The organism is Chryseobacterium amylolyticum (assembly GCF_051011775.1).
In the GTDB taxonomy this organism is placed as follows: domain Bacteria; phylum Bacteroidota; class Bacteroidia; order Flavobacteriales; family Weeksellaceae; genus Chryseobacterium.
This window is the reverse complement of record NZ_JBPCHX010000001.1, coordinates 539,219-560,616: the sequence shown is the minus strand read 5'-3', so window position 1 is coordinate 560,616 and position 21,398 is coordinate 539,219. Positions and strand designations below refer to the sequence as shown.

Here is a 21,398-nt window from a genome sequence, read left to right as displayed (position 1 = left end):
ACATTACATGAAAAAACTTTTATTACTTTTTGTTCTGGCTGCCAATTTTGTAATGGGCCAGATGCCGGATATTTCCAATGCATGGCTGAATAATAGTAAACCTTATCTAGGCACTATCGGAAACAAGGGGCAGGAACTGAAACTAAAGATCAATATCTCTGAACAGAATAAAAAAAATGATCAGGAATATTTCGTTTCAGGGTATTCTCTTGTAGATACCAATTATACAAAATTTGAAGGTAAAATTACCATTTCAAAATATAAAGATTCCAGGAAGCAGGGAACAGTATATGGCGAATATGAGCTGGCAGAAGAGAATAAAGGAAAGCATTCCGGCCTTTTCAAAGGGAAATTTACCTATAATTTTAAATGGAACAAGAAAACAGAGAAAATTGAAGGGCAGTACATTGAGCTTACAGGAGACTGGAAAAGTTATGACGGAACCCTTGAATTTAAAACCCATCTGAAAAATCAGTAACAGCCCCTCATCATCTTATACCGGACTTAAAAATACCTCAGACCTCAGGTCTTATCTTAAAAACTCACTAACACTATGAAACTAGGCGCATTTTCAATCAGCTTAAGCGTAAAGGATCTTCAGAAATCCAAAGACTTCTATGAGAAGCTGGGTTTTACAACAATGGCAGGAACGGAAGAACAGAACTACCTGATCATGAAAAACGGTTCCACACTGATAGGGCTTTTCCAGGCCATGTTCGACGGGAATATGCTTACTTTCAATCCGGGATGGGATGAAAATGCACAAAATCTTGATTCTTTTGATGATGTACGCGAAATTCAGAAAAGATTAAAAGAAAGTGGAGTGGAAATCGGCAGAGAAGCAGACGAAACAACCTCAGGACCTGAACATATCTACCTGAAAGATCCGGATGGCAATATGATTTTAATAGATCAGCACAGGTAGATCAGGATCATTATACAAAGATGACTTAAAACAAACTTAACTTATAAAAAACAATCATGGCAACAGTAAACGTTTATTTAACATTCAACGGCAATTGCAGAGAAGCATTTGATTTCTACAAATCTGTGTTCGAAGGAGAATATCCTTACATCGGAACTTTTGGAGAAATGCCTCCAATGGAGGGAAAAGAAACCCCGGAAGAAGATAAAAACAAGATCATGCACGTTTCGCTTCCGATCTCTAAGGAAACGATTTTGATGGGAAGTGATACCGGCGGAGAATGGTCTTCCAGTTTCAAGGCAGGAAATAACTTTTCTATTTCTGTAAATGCAGAGTCTAAAGAAGAGGCAGACAAATTATTCGGTGGCCTTTCTGCAGGAGGACAGGTAACAATGCCTATGGCAGATACGTTCTGGGGAGCTTATTTCGGAATGTTTACTGATAAATTCGGGATTAACTGGATGGTAAACTATGACGATCCTGCGAAAATGCAGCAGCATCCTTAATCATTTGAATTCAAAATAATAAAAACCGGCAGCTAACTGTCGGTTTTTTTATTGACTGGCAAAGGCTTAAACTTCTTAGTCCTTTTTGATGATTTTATAGCTGGCCGTTTCTGTTTTGATGAGATAGATTCCCTGAGGCAGTTCGGTAATATCAAACATATTTTCATCGTTTGTCGCTTCTGCAGACTTTATGAGTTTTCCGGACTGGTCATACAAAGAAATTTTATCATTTTTATTCACATGATCAATATGGAAGATACCCGAAGTTGGATTAGGATAAATATTCCCTTTGTCTTGGATCGTGTTTTCTGAGGTTCCCAAAGTGGAAATTTTTGACCATGTAAATGCATCCAGGCACATATAAACATATCCTCCGGTGGATTGCAGCTGGATCTCATCAATTACAGTATTGCTGTTATTCTGATTATTCAGAGTGGCAAGGTCAATCAGAGTAAACCCATTGCTGATGCCTGTCGTTCCCGTAGTGGCATTGAATGTTGTATTAAAACCGGATGTTTTGGTGGTGGTAAACTTTGGAATCCCTCCTAATTTTCCTGTGATGATAAGGGTTCCTGATGAGGTAGACTGGTTTAAAGCAATATTGCTTAAAAATACCCAAAATTTTGATACTGTGAATGAAGAACTGCTCTTAAGACTGAATGAAGGAGAGCTGATATTCGTTGTTCCGGTATTGTCAATGTAGACATTGTCATTGGCTGTTCCGTTCCAGCCGGTGTTTGGATAATTGCCCTGAATTCTGAAAGTTCCGGCCTGTGAAATAATATTGAAAGTATATCCATTGCTGATAAAACTGGTACTGCCGCCAGATGAATTTTCAAAAGTTACCGTTGTTGTCTGTGCATTGATCAGTGCAATCGTGCTTAAGAAAACAAAAATGGCAAAAGAGATAATTTTTTTCATGGTATAGATTTTTAAGGGATGAAGAAAGTGAAAGACCTCCTGTCCTGTTGGATTCTGTTTGAATTTTCCTGTAAAGGATACCACAAAGTAACGATGAAAGATACAGCCGTTACAGCGTAGTAAATACCGGATTTAAAAACGCGTAGAAATACGCAGTTTTGTTCATTGCTATTGTTATAATTTTGAAAAATAGAGATTATGTTATGGAAAATAAATTTATTTCACGGTATGGTTGGTTTTTTCATAACTTGTAGTGTGCAATTACAGGAACTTTTTTAAAAACCTATTATATAATTTAAAACGAGAAAACTATGGAATTACCTAAGCATGCAGTATCATTGGATGATGCTAAAACATGGATCAGCAACTGGCAGAGTAGAAATGATATTGACGGAATGTCAATAAAAGCGCATATTATTCCTGTACAAGATGTAAATGATATTTTCAACAAGGATAAAGGCTTTGAACAATATCGCGGATATAACGCGATCACTGATCAGGGAGAGTTTAAATTTTTAATGGTAGGAGTGGATGCTTATGGGAACGATATTGTCAATTATGAGGACGGATTTTATGTATATGACATGACCACACCCTGCCCGAGTGTATGTTCTGCTGAGAAATGGTGGAATCTGTAACCTGAAAACCGAAGATCTTGGATCATTGGATTGAAATATTGTCATTAATTGGAAAAGGCATTCTGCTGATTAATCTGGCAGTATACGGTATAGGTTTTTCCGGTTCCGGAAAAGCCTATACATTTTTCATCAGTTATCTGGCCTGGATATTAATTTGTGAAATCGTATTCTATGTACTGAATTCCCAGAAGATCAATAATCTGTTTTTCTCACATTATTATCTGATAGGTCAGTTTTTGCTGCTGGGATTGTTCTTTCATGAGATTTTAACGGAAAAGTATCAGAAAAAAGCAACACGTATTCTTTTAATTACCATTCCTGTTATTCTCATCATACAGTATATGATAGATCCGGAAAAATATTATGTTTTTAATCTGTTTGAAATTTTTGTCACTTCTTATTCTATTATAATTCTGGCATTATTTCATTTGTATAATATATTGGATACTCCGAAGAAATATAATTATATAAGCCTGGGACTTTTGCTGTATCTCATAAGCAGTACGGTTATATTTTTGTCCGGAAACCTGTATACGGTGATGAACAGGAAGCTGCATAAAGAGATATGGGTTTTCAATGTTGTTATGTTTATTGTGTACCAGATTTTTATTCTGGCAGAATATCTTTCTTCCCGTAGAAAAAATGTGTAATTACTGTTATGATTTTACAAAATGAATGAAAATACAATTATTTCCACTATCGTTTATACCTTTCTGGCATTTACTTTACTGGCCGTTACGCTGATCATATTTTATTATTTTTCAAACAAGAAAATAACAAGAAATCTTATTCAGAAAAAAGAACTGGAACTCAGGTATGAGAAAGACCTTACCCATGCTATTATCAGTGCTCAGGAAAAGGAGAGACTGAGGATAGCTCAGGATCTGCATGATGACATCAGTTCAAAACTGAGTGTGGTTTCTTTAAATATCCATCTTTTGGATTTTGATAATCTTCCCAGGGAAGAGTATAATGACCTGAAAAATAAAATTATACATCTGGTCAATAAAACTGCCGAAAGTGCCAGACAGATTTCTCACGATCTGCTGCCTCCCATTTTAGAAAAATTTGGACTGCATGCTGCCATAGATGCATTGTGTTCAGAAATTAACCTGTCCAAAAAACTGCAGGTTACCTATTCCAGCAGTTTGTATTTTGCAAAAGCGGAAGATGAAAAAAATTTACATATCTTTAGAATACTTCAGGAGCTTATCAATAATTCTATAAAACATGGTGAAAGTACCCATATTGATATAGAATTTTTGGGAAAAAACGGAAAAAATACATGTATTTATAAAGATGACGGCAAAGGATTTAATCCTGATGAAAATACCCTGAAAGGGGGACTGGGCCTGCGAAATATCAGAAGCCGTGTAGAGCTGATCAATGGAACACTGAAAATTGAAAGTGAAAACAATAAAGGAACCACTGTAGAATTTACATTTTAAATATTGATGAGATGGAAAAAGATATCATTCGTGTAACAATTGTAGACGATGAAGCACTGTTTCGTCAGGGGATTTCATTGCTGATACAAAGGGAAAAAGACATAGAACTGGTGGGCGAATTCAGTAACGGGAAAGAGCTGCTTGATGCGCTTATAACCCTTCAGGAACTGCCGGATATTATTCTGATGGATCTTAATATGCCGGAAATAAACGGGGTAGAGGCTACCAAACAAATTCATATCAAATATCCTCAGATCAAAATCATTGCATTAACCAGCTATAATACAAAAGCATTTATCGTCAATATGATACAGTCGGGAGCTTGTTCCTTTCTTAAAAAAAACTCAAGCCCCGCCGAATTACTTACTGCAATCCGGGAAGTATATAGTAAAGGTTTTTTTTATAATAATGAAGTAATGGAAGCATTACATCAGAATCTTACAGAACCTAAAAAGAAAGTTTCCAGTATTTTTGATGCCAATCATATTTCCAAAAGAGAAAAAGAAGTATTGGAACTGATCTGTAAACAATACAACACTGCCGAAATTGCAGACCTGCTTTTTATAAGCTCCAGAACCGTTGAGGGGCACCGCAACAGTCTTTTGTTGAAAACCGGAGCCAAAAATACTGCAGGATTGGTGGTATATGCCATAGAAAGTAAAATTGCAGATATGAACTACTTAAAAGACCGCTTCGAATAAGCATTTATAGAATGAGTCCACTAAAAATCCAGCATCCTTTTATATTTTTTTGATTCATTGAGTTTTTACGTTTCTAAAATTTTAAAAACTTGCATTGTAAAAGTCAGAAAAATGCAAAAGGATGAAATCTGCTGTTGAAAAAGTTGTATCGTAAGTGATATTCTGGCAAAAATCCCACCTGCTTCTTATATAAATCAGATACAAAAGAAAGCCTCTTTCTGTCCTGGCATTAAATATTGTTTGCTATTATTGATTTAAAATATTAATTTTGTTAAAAACGATAGATAATAGTAATTGATAAATATGAGAAAGGTTTTTACGAGGCTGGCATTCACAGTATTAGGTTTCGGATCCGTATTGACATTTGCCCAAAAGAGTGATCTGGGGGCATGGTACATGTATTTCGGAAATAATAAGATCAGTGAGAAGCTGAACTGGCATAATGAAATTCAGTACCGTAATTTTGATGCTGTTGGAGACCTTGAGCAATTACTTATCCGTACAGGAATCGGGTATGATCTTACAGAAAATAATAACAATGTTTTATTGGGATATGGCTTCATTCTTAGCCGGCCCTATGTAAACGGCGGGAAAAAGGAGAATATTGAGCACAGGATTTTCCAGCAGTATATTACCAAACAGAAATTTGGGCGTTTCTATCTTCAGCACCGTTACCGTTTGGAAGAACGTTTTCTGGAAGATGATTTCAGGATGAGATTCCGTTATATGCTGGGAGTCAATATTCCGATTACTCAAAAGGAAATGCTGCCAAAAACGCTGTATGCTTCAGTATATAACGAAATATTCCTGCATTTCAACAATCCCGTTTTCGACAGGAACAGAGTTTATGGAGCGTTAGGATATGTCATCAACAAAAATATGAGGATTGAAGCAGGGTATATGAATCAGATCCAGGAGAACCGAAACCGGGGACAGATTCAGATTGGTTTTTACAATAATATTCCGTTTACTAAAAACTAATGAAGCTGCTGCTGAATGCCCTGATGAAAACTATTATTTGAAATAAAAAATTAAACACAAAAAATAAACACTTATGCATTCAGGAAAAAGATTCGGAGCCCGGGAGTTCATTATCTGGACCAGAAGGAGTATTTACGCTCTGATTGTGTTGTCAGCAATCCCTACAGTCCTGTACTTTCTGGGCTGGAAGTTTCTTTCCGTTCCATGGCAGCCGATTGCCATTATGGGAACAGCGGTTGCCTTTATCGTTGGATTTAAAAACAATGCCAGCTACAGCAGGCTCTGGGAAGCAAGACAGATCTATGGAGCCATTATTAATGACAGCCGTAGCTTTGGGTATATGCTGAGAGATGCGCTGCTTTCCAAAGATCCGGATAAGGTAAAAGAAATGTTTTTTCGTCATTATGCATGGCTTACTGCATTGAGATTTCAGCTTCGTGAGCCCAGAGCATGGGAAAACATGGGCACAGATCAGTTTGATGAATATGCTAAGAAATATGATATTCCGGAAAGACTCTCCAAACTGGATGAGGAACTGAAAAAATACCTTTCTGGGCCCGAGCTTCAGTATATTTTGAGCAAAAAGAACAGGGCTACACAATTAATGGCCAGCCAGAGCAAGGCTTTGTCAGAAGCTTATGAAAAAGGGGCAGTCAATGATTTTCAATGGACGCAGATCAACCAGCAACTGGTAAAATTCACCGATAATCAGGGGAAAGCTGAAAGAATTAAAAACTTTCCATATCCCAGAAATTTCTCTTCCATCACCACTTATCTTTTGCTTTTATTCATTGTTTTTGTGCCTTTCGGTTTATTGAAGGAATTTGATAAACTGGGTGACGGAACCATGGTGGAAGGATGGACTTTATGGTTTAATATTCCGTTTTCTTTATTGGTGACATGGTGTTTTCATACCCTGGACAGTGTGGGGGAAGCTTCGGTTAATCCCTTTGAAGGAAGTCCCAATGACGTTCCCATCACCCAGATCAGCCGTACCATTGAAATCGATATGAGAGATATGCTGGATGAATCTGATCTTCCGCCTGCTATTACTCCGAAGAATAATATCGTGCTTTAGATTGGCCTTTTTATGATCTTAGATATTGATTAATGACAGACTTCGGATATATCTAAACCTATCAGGTTTGGTAATAATAAATATTGATACCAAAAATAAAAATAATACTTAAAAAAACTAACTCAAAATGATTCACAGCTATGTTATAATATCCATTGCAGTCCTGCTGTCTGTGATGATATTGGTAATGATCGGCCAGAAATTAAAAGTAGCTTACCCTATTTTTCTTGTGATTGCAGGATTATTGATAAGCTTTGTGCCGGGAATGCCACGCATTGAAATAGAGCCTGACCTTGTTTTTCTTATTTTCCTGCCGCCTATTTTGTTTGAGGCAGCCTGGTTTACCTCATGGCAGGATTTTCATAAGTGGAGAAAACAGATTTTTTCCATGGCTTTCGGATTGGTATTTTTAACCTCAATAGTGGTCGCTTACCTTTCGTCTTCCATTATTCCCGGACTTACCGTGGCAATGGGCTTCTTGCTGGGAGGAGTGAATTCTCCGCCGGATGCTGTTGCTGCCACTTCGGTTCTTAAGCATATGAAAATTCCAAAGAAAATCACTAATATTCTGGAAGGGGAGAGTCTTATCAATGATGCATCCAGTTTAATTGTATTTAAGTTTGCTCTGGCAGCCGTTATTTCCGGACAGTTTATCTGGAGGGATGCCGTTCAGGATTTCTTTACGATGGCAATCGGTGGAATTGCAGTAGGAGTGGCGGTAGGTTTCCTGTTTGGTGCTTTGTTAAAAGTTATCCCGACCAATTCCAATATAGATACCATTATTACCCTGATTGTACCTTACATTATGTATGTGGGTGCAGAGCATTTCCATTTTTCAGGGGTGCTTTCTGTTGTTGCAGGAGGATTATTGATGTCTTATAACTCACACTGTTATTTAAGCCATACTTCAAGGATTCAGTCCGGGAATGTATGGAGTGTACTCATATTCCTGATGAATACCATCATCTTTATTTTGATTGGTCTTGAACTTCCTATTGTAGTAGAGGGAATGAAAGAATATACCATTTCTGAAGGTATTTTCTACAGTGTAGTCATTGGAGGTGCTATTATCGGAACAAGAATCCTGTACAGCTATGCACTGATGTATTTTCCAAGAATCTGCTCCAAAGAATTAAGGTTAAAAGTTCCTAAGCCGGATTGGCGGGAACCGTTCATTATCAGTTTTGCTGCAATGAGAGGTGTGGTTTCACTGGCTGCGGCTTTGTCAATTCCAGCTTTCCTGCCAAACGGAGAAGCATTCCCGCACAGAAATATTATTCTATTTGTAACTTTTGTTATTATATTGATTACTCTGGTAGGACAGGGATTATTGCTTAGCCCGATCTTGAAGCTGTTGAACATTCAGGATGCCGGAAGTGAATTGCCGGAAGAAAAACAGGAAGTTATTCTTATGCGTAAACTGAAAGAAACAGCATTACACAAACTGGATAATGACTTTTCTGAGCTAACGGTTACCAACAGCCTGGTTCGCCACCAGAAGCATAAGCTGGAAAATGAAATGATGCTGATGGCAGATAAAGCCCAATGTATGGCTTCCACAGGAGATTATGTGTCGGCAATCAATGAAAATAAAGATGTCTTACGGCAGATCATCCAGGCGCAGAGAAACGAATTGCACCGGATGAAAAGAGAAAAAATATTTGATGATCATGTGATGAGAAGTATTGAAATGCAGCTGGATTTTGATGAAGCCAAGATCACCGGTTTTTCCCATGGGTAATTAAAGATAAACCACAAAAGTCATAAAAGAATATAGACTGGAATAAGCCCGAATGGTGGAGAGATCACAAAATGAAAATCTATTGATTTTCAAGACTTAAGGATGCTTCTCAAGAGTAGAATCTTAAACTTTAAAACAGCTTGATTATTTTAAAAACTTTTGTGACTTTTGTGGTTGGATATTACAAAATGTGTACATTTAAACATATTAAATTTATAATATGAGCACACCCATCACAGTTCAGTATAAAATAAATGCTCCGGTTGAAAAAGTCTGGAAAGCATTGACCGATAAAAATGAAATGAAATCCTGGTATTTTGATATCCGGGATTTTGTTTTGGAAACAGGTAAGAAATTCAATTTCTTTGAGCCTGGAGGAGCCAATAAATATCACCATCAGGGTGAGATTTTAGAAGTCATTCCCAATCATAAATTAAAACATTCCTGGGCTTATCCTGATTTTTCAGATCAGAAAACAGTGGTAACCTGGGAGCTGCAGCCTGAAGACGGGCAAACCCTTGTAAAGCTGACTCACGAAAATATTGACAATTTCAGGGATTTAGGAGAAAATTTTTCAAGGCAAAACTTTACAGAAGGCTGGAATACGATTTTGGGACAGAGTTTAAAAGAATATTTAGAAAAATAAAAAATGGTCACATTACACCCTTTTACGATAGAGGATGCTCCACTACTGATTTCAAAGATAAAAGACGAAAGAATGCTTCTTCAGTTTGCCGGACCTGTATACCGTTTTCCTCTTACAGTACAACAGCTGGAAAAGGATTTGTCTGATGAAAACAGAACTTTATTTAACATTACAGACCAGGCCGGAAATACAATCGGACATGCCCAGATATTTTTAAAAGAGAAGACTTTTCTGCTGGGAAGGATTTTGATCTGGGACGAGAACAACAGAGGAAAAGGGTATGGCAAAAAAGTAATGTATGAACTTCTGAGATATGGCTTCAGCCATTTTGATAGGGAGACAGCAGAACTCAACGTCTACGACTGGAATACCGGAGCTATTGAATGTTACCGGAAAGTAGGCTTTGTTTTTGACCCGGGTGTTAAAAGTGAAGCAACGATTGATAAGGAAACATGGGTCTCTTTGAATATGAAAATCCACAGAAATACTTTTGAACCGCAGAAATCATGACACAGTTTACCGCACTAAGGCCTGTTTTATGGACGGAAAATATTGATGAAACCATAGGATTCTATATGCGTGTCCTCGGTTTTACGCTTATGGGAAGGGATGATGCCTGGCAGTGGGCTTCCCTTCAAAAAGATGAAATATACCTGATGCTTTCTCAGCCCAATCAGCATGAAGCTGCTGCTGCAATCGGTTTTTCAGGCTCATTCTATTTCAATGTGAATAATGTAAATGATCTTTGGGAAGACCTTAAAACAAAAGCCAAAATCTGCTATGAGATTGAAACGTTTGAATGGGGAATGAGAGAATTTGCGATCTATGATAACAACGGTTACATATTACAATTTGGTGAAGCAGCAGATAATATTGGCAATACGGAATAAAATTTGCTATTTTTGGAGAAATATTTAGAAATTCAATGAAAAAAAATATAATAGCGGGTTTCGCAGCGATTTTATTATTGGCGTCTTGTAATAAGGATAAAGAGATTCTTAATACATTAAACACTTATAATACTTCAATGGAAGCGAAGGGATACCATTTCGGAGATAAGCTTGAGCTTCCGAAAGAGGTAACAGAAAATGCAGAAAGCGTAACCATCAGCTTTGGAGATAAAGAAACAACAAACCTTACCATTGATCCTAAATTCTTTACATTAGGTGATAATGCTGTAACGTTCAATATTAAAACAAAAGGAGGCGAAGTCCTGAATCAGGATGCAACCATTAATGTATTTGCAAAAAATCCTGAAAAAAATATTTCTTATCAGATTGTGGCGGAATATCCTCATGATCCTAAAAACTTTGTACAGGGATTCCAGATTGAAGGAAATACCATCTATGAAAGTGACGGGCAGAACGGATCTTCCCAGATTTTAAAGTACACGTTAGGAACAACAACTCCGCTTGCTTCCACAAAACAGGCTCAGGAAGACTTTTCTGAAGGAAGCACCATTGTGGGGGATAAAGTATATCAGCTGACATGGCAGAGTAAAAAAGGCTATATCTATGATAAAAGCTCTTTAAAGCTGCTTTCGGAATTTGCCTATCCAAATGTGCTGGGTGAAGGCTGGGGGTTGACATACGATGGGAAAAACCTTATTGCTTCTGATGGCAGTAAACTTTTATATTTCCTTGATGTTAATGATCCGTCCAAGCTAATCAAGTATATTGCTGTGGCCGGAAGCTCGCAGGCATATGATCAATTAAACGAACTGGAATATCACAACGGCTTTATCTATGCGAATGTCTGGCAGAAGCCCATTATTTTAAAAATCAACCCGGCAAACGGAGAAGTGGTGGGAACTTTTGATTTCACAGAAATTGCAAAACAGAACACCAAAGGAAGTGATGATGTCCTGAACGGAATCGCTTTCAAAGGGGATAATATGCTGGTGACCGGTAAGAATTGGACAAAGATTTACGAAGTTGTTATTAAATAAGAAAGTTTAGTAATAATTTTCATTTGAATAAAATAAAGTATGTAAATTGGTAGCGTTCCTAAGGGAACGCTATCTTTAGTAAAAAAGAATTTTGAGATTACTATATCTGATATTGATTTTCCTTTTCTGTACGGCTTCGGCGCAGAATATTCTTCCTTTGGATACTTTGAAATTAAAGGAAGCAAAGGATCTGCTTGCCGACGACTACGGAAATCTGTATATCTATAAAAACAAAGATTTCAGTTTTACCAAATATGATTCTTTAGGAAAGCAGATTGGAAAAATGATGCTTACCGTTCCATACAAAGTGCAGACTGTACAAAACCCGCTGAATGTGCCACTGTTTTCTGAAAATGCCCAGGAAATGAAATTTGTGGATCAGAATATGAATGAGATTCAACGACTGGATTTTAAACAGAAATTCGGGTTCATCAGAATGGCTTATGCCGAAGATCTTCAGCAGCTGTGGCTTCTGGATGACAGTACAAAGCGTTTAATACAGTACAATTTCAGGAATGATACAACCATTAATTCTTATCCTTTTGACATCAGCTTTGAAGATCTGATGGATATGCTGGTCTATGAAAATAAGGTCTATATTTTAACGAGAAAACATATCCGGATTTACAGCCTTAAGTTTGAAAAACTTTTCGAAGCTCCTTTGGAAAACGGAAAACGATTTCGGAGAGAGAACGATCTCATCATGGTTGTCGCCGGTAATTTCATCTCACAATACGTTCCTGAAAAAGGAATGATGACTATTTTCGAAGATCCGGATGCGCAAATTGTGGATAAAAACATACTCTCTTATTTTGCAATCAAAGGGAACAAACTCTATCTTTACAGCCTTGAAAAAGTAAAGAAAGCCAAACAGCAAAAACAGCTGGAAGCTCAGCCGGAATCTCAGCAGCAGCCTACGGAAAAACCCGTAGAAAAGCCAGATGAAAATACGGCAGAGAAGCCTTCAGACAATACCTTACAGAAATTGATTGAAGACACTTCCGAAGTTCAGACTGAGGTTATCGAAAAACTTATCAATTAATCAGTAAATACAAGGAAAAAGAATATTATGCATATTGCAGTTACAGGAAACATCGGAGCAGGAAAAACAACTTTGACAACGATGCTTTCGAAGCATTACGGATGGGATGCACAATTTGAAGATGTAGATCACAATCCTTATCTGGAAGATTTTTATTCAGACATGAGCAAGTGGAGTTTTGCACTACAGGTGTATTTCCTGGGAAGCAGATTCCGTCAGGTAAAAGAGATCAGAGAAAGCGGGAAAAATATTATTCAGGACCGTACGATCTATGAAGATGCCCATATTTTTGCTGAAAACCTGAATGATATGAATCTTCTTTCAGACAGGGACTTCAATAACTATTCATCGGTTTTTGATCTGATGAAGTCTTTTGTGTCAGCTCCGGACCTTTTGATCTATTTAAAGTCAGATGTTCCCAACCTGGTTAAAAAAATCTACAAAAGAGGCCGTGAATATGAAGCATCTATCAGTATTGAATACCTTTCAAAACTGAATCAGAAATATGAAAAATGGATTTCCAATTACACAGAAGGGAAGCTTCTTATCGTTGAGGTGGATGATCTTGATTTCGTTGAAAAGCCGGAAGATTTCGGATTCATTCTGGAGAAAATTGAGGCAGAACTGCACGGGTTGTTTTAACATATTTTTATCAGTACATTAAGAGAGACTCAGCGTAATTCTTTTTAAATTTGTTTAGGTCAAATTTATTTTTTGAATAATTATATCATGGTAGTTAAAGTTTTACATAACGGAAACTGTTCAAAGTCAAATGCTGTATTAGAGTATCTTGATGAAAACGGCGTGCCTTTCGAGATCATCAATATTCTTGAAGATCCTTTAAGTGTGCTTGAAATTAAAACAGTACTGAAAAAGCTTAATCAAAGTGTTTTTCATATCATCCGTAAAACAGATAAGCTCTATATTGAAAACTATGCCGATAAAAATTATTCGGAAGAAGAATGGATAAAGATTCTTTCTGAAAATCCATCTCTTATACAGAGGCCTATTCTGGTAAAAGGTTCAGTAGCAATGCTGGGAAGACCTATTGAAAATGTAAAGTTCTTTATTGAAAAATAATCAATTTAATAAATAGAAAAATCCGCTCTTTTAAAGAGCGGATTTTATTTATTGGGATCCATCTTATTGGGCCCGTTTACCGCATTATATAAAGCTTCTAATTCTTTTGGAGGGCGTCCGGAATCAAAGTCCGAAGAAGTATATTCTTTTCCATCTGAAGTAATGATCATGGATGCTATCATCGCCTGATCAGAATGTCTGCCTGTAGTAGGAGATTTCAGTTCTGATATCCTGGATAAGTCAATAATTCCAGCCAATTGGGAAACCGTTTTCCATTCCGCAGGAGCTATTTTGGTATTAGAGATCTCTTCGTTGATATTGACCTCTTTTGATAAAGGAGTAACGGTAATGCTTCTGCTGAACCCTCTTGTTCTTTCTACTAATTGAATCTTCTCAATCTTTTGCTGTTGCACAGTGTTGGTAATATTTGTTGTGTTGTTTTCGCTGTTATTTTTGTGGATGCAGCTTGTTGCAGATGTCCCTAAAATAACAGTAAACAGGATCAGTTGGATATTCATCATATTTTGTTTGTATGCTTTGGGTAATAAAAAACCGCTTCATTACTATGAAACGGCTTGTTTTTACAATAGAATAACGCCTTCTATTTTTGCTACTTCTTTATAAATATTCACAACCTGATTGGCATCTAAAACAAATGCATTAATGTTGCAGGCTGTGTATTTTCCATTTTTGCTTTCGCGGTTTCCCAGTGTAAATTTAATTCCATCAAAAACTCTGTAAATTTCAGTAAGTTTTGCCTGGTCTGTAGGAATAATAAATTTAAATAAATAATCCTCCGGAAAATCATGATGATCTTCCAGCTTTTCCCTCAAAGACTTGTAAAAATCTTCAGGGCTTGCGTGTTGATTTCCTTGTAATATATCCATCTGCAATTGTTAATATAATATAAATATAACGAAAATTTACCTATTTTCCAAATGGCCCAAGCAGCGATTTGGAGTTTTGGTGCTCATAATCTTCGATGATATTGAATAGTCCGTTTACCAGTTGTTCAGAAGCGAGCTTACTTAATCCTCCTGAATTGACTGTGTTGTTATTTCCACCCAAAAGACTGCCCAGAAAATTGCTTCCTGACAATGCTGTATTAATAGTTTTTACAACCCCATATTCATTCAGTTTTTCATCTACTTTAGGAGCAATGGCTGCAATAAGCTGTTGAGATGTTTTTTCCTTCAGAATCTGAGTAGCCGTAGTTCCCTGCATAATTCTCGTTACATCCTGAGCGTTCAGACTGTTTACAGCATCCTGCAAAATAGGTTTTGAAGTAGTAACGGTATAAGCCGCTGCCTGAGCAATATAATCTCTTTCTTTTGCCACCAGGGAAGGGGCAATCTTCTCCAGGGTAGTATTGATGTCTCTCAATTCTTTAGGAAGGGCTTTGTCTACCATATTATTCTGCAGAAATGCTTCTTTATTACTGTAGATTCCCATTCCTTTATCAATACCATTAAGCAGGATTCTTTTAATTATAGACAGCCCCATATCGGATGTGGCCAATGTTGTGCATGATTGAACACTGGTGGTAATAACAGCACCGGTCCCGATAATAAGAGCGGCTGCAATGATATATTTTTTCATTATCTTTTTTATTATCTATTTCTAAATGCTTTTGTCAAAAAGCGCACCAAAGGTAATTACTATTCTCTATTTAACAAAATATTAAATTGAGTACCTATTTTGGTGAATATTGTGTCAAAAAAAGATGAGTTATCCTTTAGAGATATGATGAATAAAAGATAGTAATTTTAAATATAAAATTATAAAATTTAACTATTTGTCATTTTTTGTTTAATAAAACAGATCAATTTTTAAATGTTTAAGATAATTTAACATTGTTGGATATTTTTTATATTTTTGGCTAATGTCTTTTTTTGAGATTTTAAATAACTCCACTTAGACAGGTACGAAATTGAATTTATTTGAATAAAATTGAAACTATATGAAACAAAGTAATTTAAAGTATTCATGTCTCATTGCTGTTCTGTACTTCGGGATGAACGTCAATGCTCAGACTACTCCAAAAGACACTGCAGCCAAAGAGCAGAAGATTGAGGAAGTAGTTTTGATAGGATATGGATCTCAGAAAAAAGAAAACGTTACCGGAAGCATCGGAATGGTTTCTGCAAAAGATCTTGCTGATAAGCCGAATGCTAACCCAATAAGCTCAATTCAAGGTAAGTTGTCTGGTGTGCAGGTTTTGAATTCCGGTACCCCGGGAAGCTCTCCAAGAATAGATATCAGAGGTGTAGGCTCCCTTACTGGTAAGACCGTATTCATTGTTGATGGAATGATCACAGATGATATTTCTTTCCTTGGCCCTCAGGATATTGAATCTATGAGTGTACTGAAAGATCCTTCTAGTTTAGCGATCTTTGGTGCAAGAGCAGCCAATGGAGCAGTTATTATTAAAACAAAAACAGGAAGAGGGAAGCCGATATTCAATTTTAATTCTTATTTAGGGATTAAGAAAGTTACCAATGTTCCTAAAATGACCAACTCTGACCAATATATCGAGCTTTATAATGAAAAGCTCATGAATGACAACGGAAATCTCAATGGTGCGCTTTCCAGGGCTAATTTCCCTGCAGATACAGATTGGTTTAATGAAATTTTCAGAACAAGTATTATTAACTCTAATGATTTCTCCGCTTCCGGTAGTTTAGGAAAACTTAATTATTATGCAAGCATAGGAAATCTACAAGATGAGGGTAATATTGCTGCAGGACAAGGTATTAATTCAGGATCCGGATTTAATAGACTTAATACGAAGTTAAATCTTAGTTATAAAATTACTGATAATCTTACGATTGGAAACAATTTTACATTTTCTAAAATGCGTACCGATCAAGCCAAAAATCCTTTATTGAATGCCTATAATGCACCTCCGATTTTCTCTGTAATGAATCCTAGTACAGGAGATTATCAATTCTTTAATGGTTATTCTATTCCTAATCCACGTGCCGTATTAGATTTATATCGTTCTCAGAACAGACAGGAAAGATTATTAAACAATGTCTGGGCAGAATATAAATTTTTACAAGACTTTACCTTAAGAGTAAGTTATACAACAGATAATTATAATACGAATTTGTACGAGTATACTCCTACATTTAATTATGTCCCTGTTTCTGATCAGAAGCCTAATAAGTTGATTACAAGAGATTCAAGAAATAGAAATTATATTTGGGATAATACATTAAGCTGGAAAAAATCATTAGGAGATCACAATCTTGAAATTCTTGCTGGTTTTTCCAGAACAAGAAACTCCTATGCTCAGACATATTTAGAGGCGCTTAACGTTAATTATGACGGAACTAATGCATCTATGAATATTTTCAACGGGACCAATATTATAATGATCGATAAGGATGTTGAGGGATATGATGTTGTTCCTTATCAGGATAGAATTGAATCTATGTTTGCCAGGGTGAACTATGATTATAAGGGGAAATATCTGGTAAATGGATCTGTCCGTAGAGATGGTACTTCAAAATACTCATCAGGTGATAGACACAGAGTATTCCCTGCAGTAAGTGCTGGATGGGTGATTTCCAAAGAAAACTTTATGAGCAATCAGAACGTGTTCAGCCTTTTAAAGCTAAGAGCAAGCTGGGGAAAACTGGGTAATCCGGACGTAACAAGGGCTTATACTTTAAGAACTACAATTCTTAAAGAAGGTGCATACTACGGAAACTCAGGAGCTCCTGCACAAACTATTGATAGAGTGATTGATCCAAATATTGGCTGGGAAACTACAACAGGTAGAGATATCGGTTTGGAAATGGGATTATTCAACAATAAATTGAAAATTGATGCAACCTATTTTGATAAAGATACTAAGGACGTAGTATATGGTGTAGTACAAGGTACTGTCTCAGGTGCTAGCAACTGGAAGAACTTTATTACAAATGCATATTCATTTAATAACAGAGGTTTTGAAGTTGCAGTAAATTATGATACGAAAATCTCAGATAAAGTAAGACTGGGAGTGTATGGTAACCTTACCACTCTTAAAAATAAAATTACATCGGTGTATGAAGGTTCATATCTTGAAACAGGAGCAAGTTTATTTGGAAACTCTATAGTAAGACTACAAAACGGGCAACCAGTAGGATCATATTATGGATATGAGGTAACAGGTGTATTTCAAACAGATGCGGAAGCAGCTGCATCCGGTCAGACAGGAGCAAAAGCCGGATGGCTTAAATTTGCAGATAGAGATGGAAATGGAGTTATTGATACCAGAGATAAGACATTCTTAGGAAGCCCAATCCCGAAAGGAACTTATGGTTTCGGAGTTAATTTAAATGTATATGATTTTGATATTGCAGTAGACTTCCAGGGAGTATTTGGTAATAAAATCTATAACTATAACCGTGAACAACGTTATGGAAATGAAAACTGGGATCTTGATTTCTACAATAACAGATGGCATGGCGCTGGAACTTCTAATGCATATCCAATGACTACCAATAATCAGTCTGTTATTCTTCCAAGCAGTTTCTTTGTGGAAGATGGAAGTTATTTCAGAATCAGAAATATTACGGTAGGATATAACTTACCGAAAGATTTTGCAAAATCTTTATTGCTTACCAAATTTAGATTGTATTTAAGTGCTCAGAACCCTTGGACAAGCTTTAAATATAATGGTTTCTCTCCGGAGATTGTGAATACAGACAGAGTACAAATGGGAGTTGATAATAATATTTATCCAATTTCAGCTATTTACACAATCGGTATGAACTTAACATTTTAATTAGAAGAACATGAAAAAAATATTTTTATCAATCGCTTTATTCTCACTTGTGATAAGTTGTAAAGACGATTATCTGGATATAAAACAGGAAGGAGTAACAGAAGCAGGTTCCTTTTTCAAAACTCAGGATGATGCAATGCAGGCAACGAATGCTATTTATGTATTTTTAAGAAGCTGGGAAAACTCTGCCTTCCCTTATCAGTTTGTATTTGGGGTTCCTGCTGATGATGTTGTAAAAGGCTCTAACCCAGGGGATGCTTCATTTATTAATGCCTATGATCAATTTACTTATACCGTTAGCGATGATGGGGTGAGAGGATATTGGATCGGGCAATGGCAGGCGGTAAACAGATGTAATCAGGTGATTACAAATGTTCCGAAAATTGAAATGGATGCTACTTTAAAAACCAGATTGGTGGCTGAAGCAAAAATGTTAAGAGCTTATTTCTATTTTAATTTATTAAGAATCTACGGTGGGGTACCAATCTTTGATGGGATTCCTTCTACTTATAAAATTCCTAGAAACTCTGCAGAAGAAGTTTATAACTTTATTATTTCAGATCTTACAAGTGCAACACAAATTCTCCCACAGACATATCCTGCTGCTGACCTTGGAAGAGTGACAAAAGGAGCCGCTTTAGGATTACTTTCGAAAGTATATCTGTATAAAAAAGATTGGCAGAAAGCATATGAGACCTCTAATCAGGTAATGTCTATGGGATATGATTTAGATCCAGATTTTAATCATGTATTCAGAATTGGAGGTGAATTTGGAAAAGAATCGGTATTTGAAGTAAACTGTGAATGTTCTACTCAATTCGGAGGAAGTCAATATGCAGAAGTTCAGGGAGTGAGAAACCAGTTCGGATGGGGATTCTTTACACCTTCTCAGGCATTGGAAAACGCCTTCGAGCCGGGAGATATCAGAAAAGAGCTTACTATTCTTAGAAACGGTGAAACAACTCCGGAGGGAGATCTTATTGCAATGGGAGACCCGAACTCTGTAACTACATTTAACCAAAAAGTATATGTTCCTAAAGCCTTAAACAATAGTGCTTGTGCTTATGGATCAAGACAGAATATAAGAATTTTAAGGTTTGCAGAAATTCTTTTAATCAATGCAGAGGCAGCTAATGAATTGGGTAATACTGCTACAGCAACTACTAATCTTAATAGGGTAAGAACAAGAGCTCAATTGGCAGGAACTACAGCTATAACGCAGGCTGCATTAAGGACTGCAATCTGGCATGAGCGCAGAGTAGAGCTTGCTATGGAAGGAGACCGTTTTGTAGATCTTGTAAGGACAGGTCAGGCAGCTACTGTACTTGCTCCTTATGGATTCAAAGCAGGGAAGAATGAATTATTCCCGATTCCATTGGATGCGATGAATGAAAGTACGGGATTATTTACACAAAACCCAGGCTATTAAATTTAATCAATAAAACTTTAGAGGAGAATGGAAGTTCTCCTCTTCTTTTAGTTAGAAACCCTATAAAAAGAGATCTCATGAAAAGGAACGTATTATCAATGGCTATTACCTCTTTATTCTTTGTGTATTCCTGTAAAAACACTCCTGTCGCTAAGCAGGAAGCTGGAAAACCTGAAGTCGTAAAAAGCAATATCACGGATGAACAACTGATGGATAGAGTACAGAAAGATGCTTTAAAGTATTTCTGGGACTACGCAGAACCTAACTCCATGCTGGGAAGAGAGCGTTACCATGAAGACAATATTTATCCGGATAACGATAAGCACGTAATCACTACAGGAGGCTCAGGATTTGGTTTGGCAACTATTCTGGTAGGAGTGGAAAGGGGATTTGTTCCAAGAAAAGAGGCTGTGAAAAGGCTTACTCATATCATGGATTTCCTGGCCAAGGCAGACCGTCATAAAGGAGCCTGGTCACATTGGATCAACGGGGAAACCGGGAAAACAGTTCCTTTCGGTAAAAAAGATAATGGCGGTGATCTTGTGGAAACGGCATTCCTGACTTCAGGAATACTGATGGTCCGTGAATATTTTAAAAACGGAAATGCAGAAGAAAAAGCCCTTGCAGCAAAATGTGACGAGCTGTGGAAAGGAATCCAGTGGAACTGGTATACCAAAGGAGGAGAGAAAGTCCTTTACTGGCACTGGTCACCGGAATACCAATGGGAAATGAACTTTCCTCTTGAAGGATATAATGAATGTCTGATCACCTATATCTTAGCAGCATCTTCACCTACCTATTCCATTGATGCCGAAACCTATTATAAAGGCTGGACCAGAAACGGAACTTATCTTACAGACAAAACAAAATACGGATTACCTCTGTATGTAAAACATAACTACGCTGAAGAATATGGAGGACCTCTGTTCTGGGCACAATATTCATATATCGGGCTTGATCCGACAGGATTATCTGATAAACTTGTGAAAAATTACTTTGAGGTCAATAAAAATCAAACCCTTATCGACTATAAATACTGTGTTGAGAATCCGAAACAGTGGAAAGGCTACGGGCCTAACTATTGGGGACTGACCGCCGGTTACACAAGAAATGAGGATGGAAGCACAGGATACACGGCACACATGCCTACCAATGATAACGGAGTGATAACCCCTACAGCTGCATTGAGCAGTTTTCCATATACACCAAAAGAATCGATGGCTTTCCTGAGGTTTATATATACCCAAAAACCTGAATTCATAGGATCTGCAGGACCTTATGATGCCACTTCTATCCATAACAACAACTGGTTTACCCCAAGATATCTGGCTATTGATCAGGGAACCATTGCCCCAATGATTGAAAATTACAGATCAGGATTCCTTTGGAAGCTGTTTATGAATGCCCCTGAAATTCAGCAGGGATTGAAAAAACTAAGCTTTCAGTCAGCCAAATATGGACTTAAGTAAATTCAATAGAAACGGCTTTTAGCCTGTTTAAAATAAAAAGATTCAAATCCATGGCTTTATCCAAAACC

At 36.9% G+C, this 21,398-nt stretch carries 24 protein-coding genes; 20 read left to right on the top strand and 4 right to left on the bottom strand.

Annotated elements, in window-relative coordinates:
- Window positions 1–7: 7 nt before the first annotated feature.
- The 3 genes from ACR1PO_RS02545 (at window position 8) to ACR1PO_RS02535 (ending at window position 1,431) form a co-directional block, all read left to right on the top strand.
- Window positions 8–478, top strand: a complete 471-nt coding sequence (locus ACR1PO_RS02545) for a hypothetical protein (protein WP_433985701.1) — start codon at window positions 8–10, stop codon at window positions 476–478.
- Window positions 479–553: 75 nt separating this feature from the next.
- Complete coding sequence (locus ACR1PO_RS02540; RefSeq protein WP_332387624.1) at window positions 554–925, top strand: VOC family protein; 372 nt, start codon at window positions 554–556, stop codon at window positions 923–925.
- A 56-nt stretch (window positions 926–981) separates the two neighbouring features.
- Complete coding sequence (locus tag ACR1PO_RS02535) at window positions 982–1,431, top strand: VOC family protein (protein WP_433985700.1); 450 nt, start codon at window positions 982–984, stop codon at window positions 1,429–1,431.
- Between the two features lie 75 nt (window positions 1,432–1,506).
- Here the strand turns inward: ACR1PO_RS02535 and ACR1PO_RS02530 are convergent, their stop codons facing one another.
- Complete coding sequence (locus ACR1PO_RS02530; protein WP_433985699.1) at window positions 1,507–2,352, bottom strand: T9SS type A sorting domain-containing protein; 846 nt, start codon at window positions 2,350–2,352, stop codon at window positions 1,507–1,509.
- A gap of 311 nt (window positions 2,353–2,663) precedes the next feature.
- On the opposite strand from ACR1PO_RS02530, the gene ACR1PO_RS02525 reads away from it, so the two are divergent.
- The 14 genes from ACR1PO_RS02525 to ACR1PO_RS02460 all read left to right on the top strand — a co-directional run bounded on the left by ACR1PO_RS02525 (window position 2,664) and on the right by ACR1PO_RS02460 (window position 13,655).
- Window positions 2,664–2,990: a hypothetical protein gene (locus ACR1PO_RS02525; protein ID WP_332387620.1), complete on the top strand. Its 327-nt coding sequence runs from the start codon at window positions 2,664–2,666 to the stop codon at window positions 2,988–2,990.
- Window positions 2,991–3,007: 17 nt separating this feature from the next.
- Window positions 3,008–3,640, top strand: coding sequence for a hypothetical protein (locus ACR1PO_RS02520; RefSeq protein WP_332387619.1), 633 nt, complete (start codon window positions 3,008–3,010; stop codon window positions 3,638–3,640).
- A 21-nt stretch (window positions 3,641–3,661) separates the two neighbouring features.
- Complete coding sequence (locus ACR1PO_RS02515) at window positions 3,662–4,438, top strand: sensor histidine kinase (protein WP_433985698.1); 777 nt, start codon at window positions 3,662–3,664, stop codon at window positions 4,436–4,438.
- An 11-nt stretch (window positions 4,439–4,449) separates the two neighbouring features.
- Window positions 4,450–5,139, top strand: a complete 690-nt coding sequence (locus ACR1PO_RS02510) for a response regulator (protein WP_433985697.1) — start codon at window positions 4,450–4,452, stop codon at window positions 5,137–5,139.
- 303 nt (window positions 5,140–5,442) lie between these two features.
- Complete coding sequence (locus ACR1PO_RS02505; RefSeq protein WP_433985696.1) at window positions 5,443–6,120, top strand: DUF2490 domain-containing protein; 678 nt, start codon at window positions 5,443–5,445, stop codon at window positions 6,118–6,120.
- Window positions 6,121–6,193: 73 nt separating this feature from the next.
- Window positions 6,194–7,198 (top strand): bestrophin family protein, encoded by a 1,005-nt coding sequence (locus tag ACR1PO_RS02500; RefSeq protein WP_433985695.1) that lies wholly within the window; start codon window positions 6,194–6,196, stop codon window positions 7,196–7,198.
- A gap of 127 nt (window positions 7,199–7,325) precedes the next feature.
- Entirely contained in the window at window positions 7,326–8,939 is a 1,614-nt protein-coding gene (locus ACR1PO_RS02495; protein WP_002977946.1) for a Na+/H+ antiporter, read from the top strand.
- 220 nt (window positions 8,940–9,159) lie between these two features.
- Window positions 9,160–9,585 carry an SRPBCC family protein gene (locus ACR1PO_RS02490; RefSeq protein WP_332387614.1) on the top strand — a complete coding sequence of 142 codons (426 nt, stop codon included), beginning with the start codon at window positions 9,160–9,162 and terminating at the stop codon, window positions 9,583–9,585.
- A gap of 3 nt (window positions 9,586–9,588) precedes the next feature.
- Window positions 9,589–10,095 (top strand): GNAT family N-acetyltransferase, encoded by a 507-nt coding sequence (locus tag ACR1PO_RS02485; RefSeq protein ID WP_332387613.1) that lies wholly within the window; start codon window positions 9,589–9,591, stop codon window positions 10,093–10,095.
- Window positions 10,092–10,475, top strand: a complete 384-nt coding sequence (locus ACR1PO_RS02480) for a VOC family protein (protein ID WP_332387612.1) — start codon at window positions 10,092–10,094, stop codon at window positions 10,473–10,475. The genes ACR1PO_RS02485 and ACR1PO_RS02480 overlap by 4 nt, the downstream gene beginning before the upstream one ends.
- A gap of 35 nt (window positions 10,476–10,510) precedes the next feature.
- Window positions 10,511–11,533 (top strand): glutaminyl-peptide cyclotransferase, encoded by a 1,023-nt coding sequence (locus ACR1PO_RS02475; RefSeq protein WP_433985694.1) that lies wholly within the window; start codon window positions 10,511–10,513, stop codon window positions 11,531–11,533.
- 91 nt (window positions 11,534–11,624) lie between these two features.
- The gene (locus ACR1PO_RS02470) at window positions 11,625–12,575 is read left to right on the top strand and encodes a hypothetical protein (protein ID WP_332387610.1); all 951 of its coding nucleotides are present in this window, start codon (window positions 11,625–11,627) and stop codon (window positions 12,573–12,575) included.
- Window positions 12,576–12,602: 27 nt separating this feature from the next.
- Window positions 12,603–13,217, top strand: a complete 615-nt coding sequence (locus ACR1PO_RS02465; protein ID WP_002977952.1) for a deoxynucleoside kinase — start codon at window positions 12,603–12,605, stop codon at window positions 13,215–13,217.
- 72 nt (window positions 13,218–13,289) lie between these two features.
- Window positions 13,290–13,655 (top strand): ArsC/Spx/MgsR family protein, encoded by a 366-nt coding sequence (locus ACR1PO_RS02460; RefSeq protein ID WP_433985693.1) that lies wholly within the window; start codon window positions 13,290–13,292, stop codon window positions 13,653–13,655.
- 44 nt (window positions 13,656–13,699) lie between these two features.
- Here the strand turns inward: ACR1PO_RS02460 and ACR1PO_RS02455 are convergent, their stop codons facing one another.
- From ACR1PO_RS02455 to ACR1PO_RS02445, 3 genes are read right to left on the bottom strand one after another with little or no spacing between them, the layout of a single operon-like run.
- Window positions 13,700–14,176, bottom strand: coding sequence for a hypothetical protein (locus tag ACR1PO_RS02455; protein WP_433985692.1), 477 nt, complete (start codon window positions 14,174–14,176; stop codon window positions 13,700–13,702).
- A gap of 60 nt (window positions 14,177–14,236) precedes the next feature.
- Window positions 14,237–14,542 (bottom strand): DUF493 family protein, encoded by a 306-nt coding sequence (locus ACR1PO_RS02450; RefSeq protein WP_002977955.1) that lies wholly within the window; start codon window positions 14,540–14,542, stop codon window positions 14,237–14,239.
- A 40-nt stretch (window positions 14,543–14,582) separates the two neighbouring features.
- The gene (locus ACR1PO_RS02445) at window positions 14,583–15,254 is read right to left on the bottom strand and encodes a DUF4197 family protein (RefSeq protein ID WP_433985691.1); all 672 of its coding nucleotides are present in this window, start codon (window positions 15,252–15,254) and stop codon (window positions 14,583–14,585) included.
- A gap of 361 nt (window positions 15,255–15,615) precedes the next feature.
- On the opposite strand from ACR1PO_RS02445, the gene ACR1PO_RS02440 reads away from it, so the two are divergent.
- From ACR1PO_RS02440 to ACR1PO_RS02430, 3 genes are all read left to right on the top strand, one after another.
- Window positions 15,616–18,432, top strand: coding sequence for a SusC/RagA family TonB-linked outer membrane protein (locus tag ACR1PO_RS02440; RefSeq protein WP_433985690.1), 2,817 nt, complete (start codon window positions 15,616–15,618; stop codon window positions 18,430–18,432).
- A gap of 10 nt (window positions 18,433–18,442) precedes the next feature.
- Complete coding sequence (locus tag ACR1PO_RS02435) at window positions 18,443–19,861, top strand: RagB/SusD family nutrient uptake outer membrane protein (protein ID WP_433985689.1); 1,419 nt, start codon at window positions 18,443–18,445, stop codon at window positions 19,859–19,861.
- Between the two features lie 77 nt (window positions 19,862–19,938).
- The gene (locus ACR1PO_RS02430; protein ID WP_332387604.1) at window positions 19,939–21,330 is read left to right on the top strand and encodes a glucoamylase family protein; all 1,392 of its coding nucleotides are present in this window, start codon (window positions 19,939–19,941) and stop codon (window positions 21,328–21,330) included.
- The last annotated feature ends 68 nt before the right edge of the window (window positions 21,331–21,398 follow it).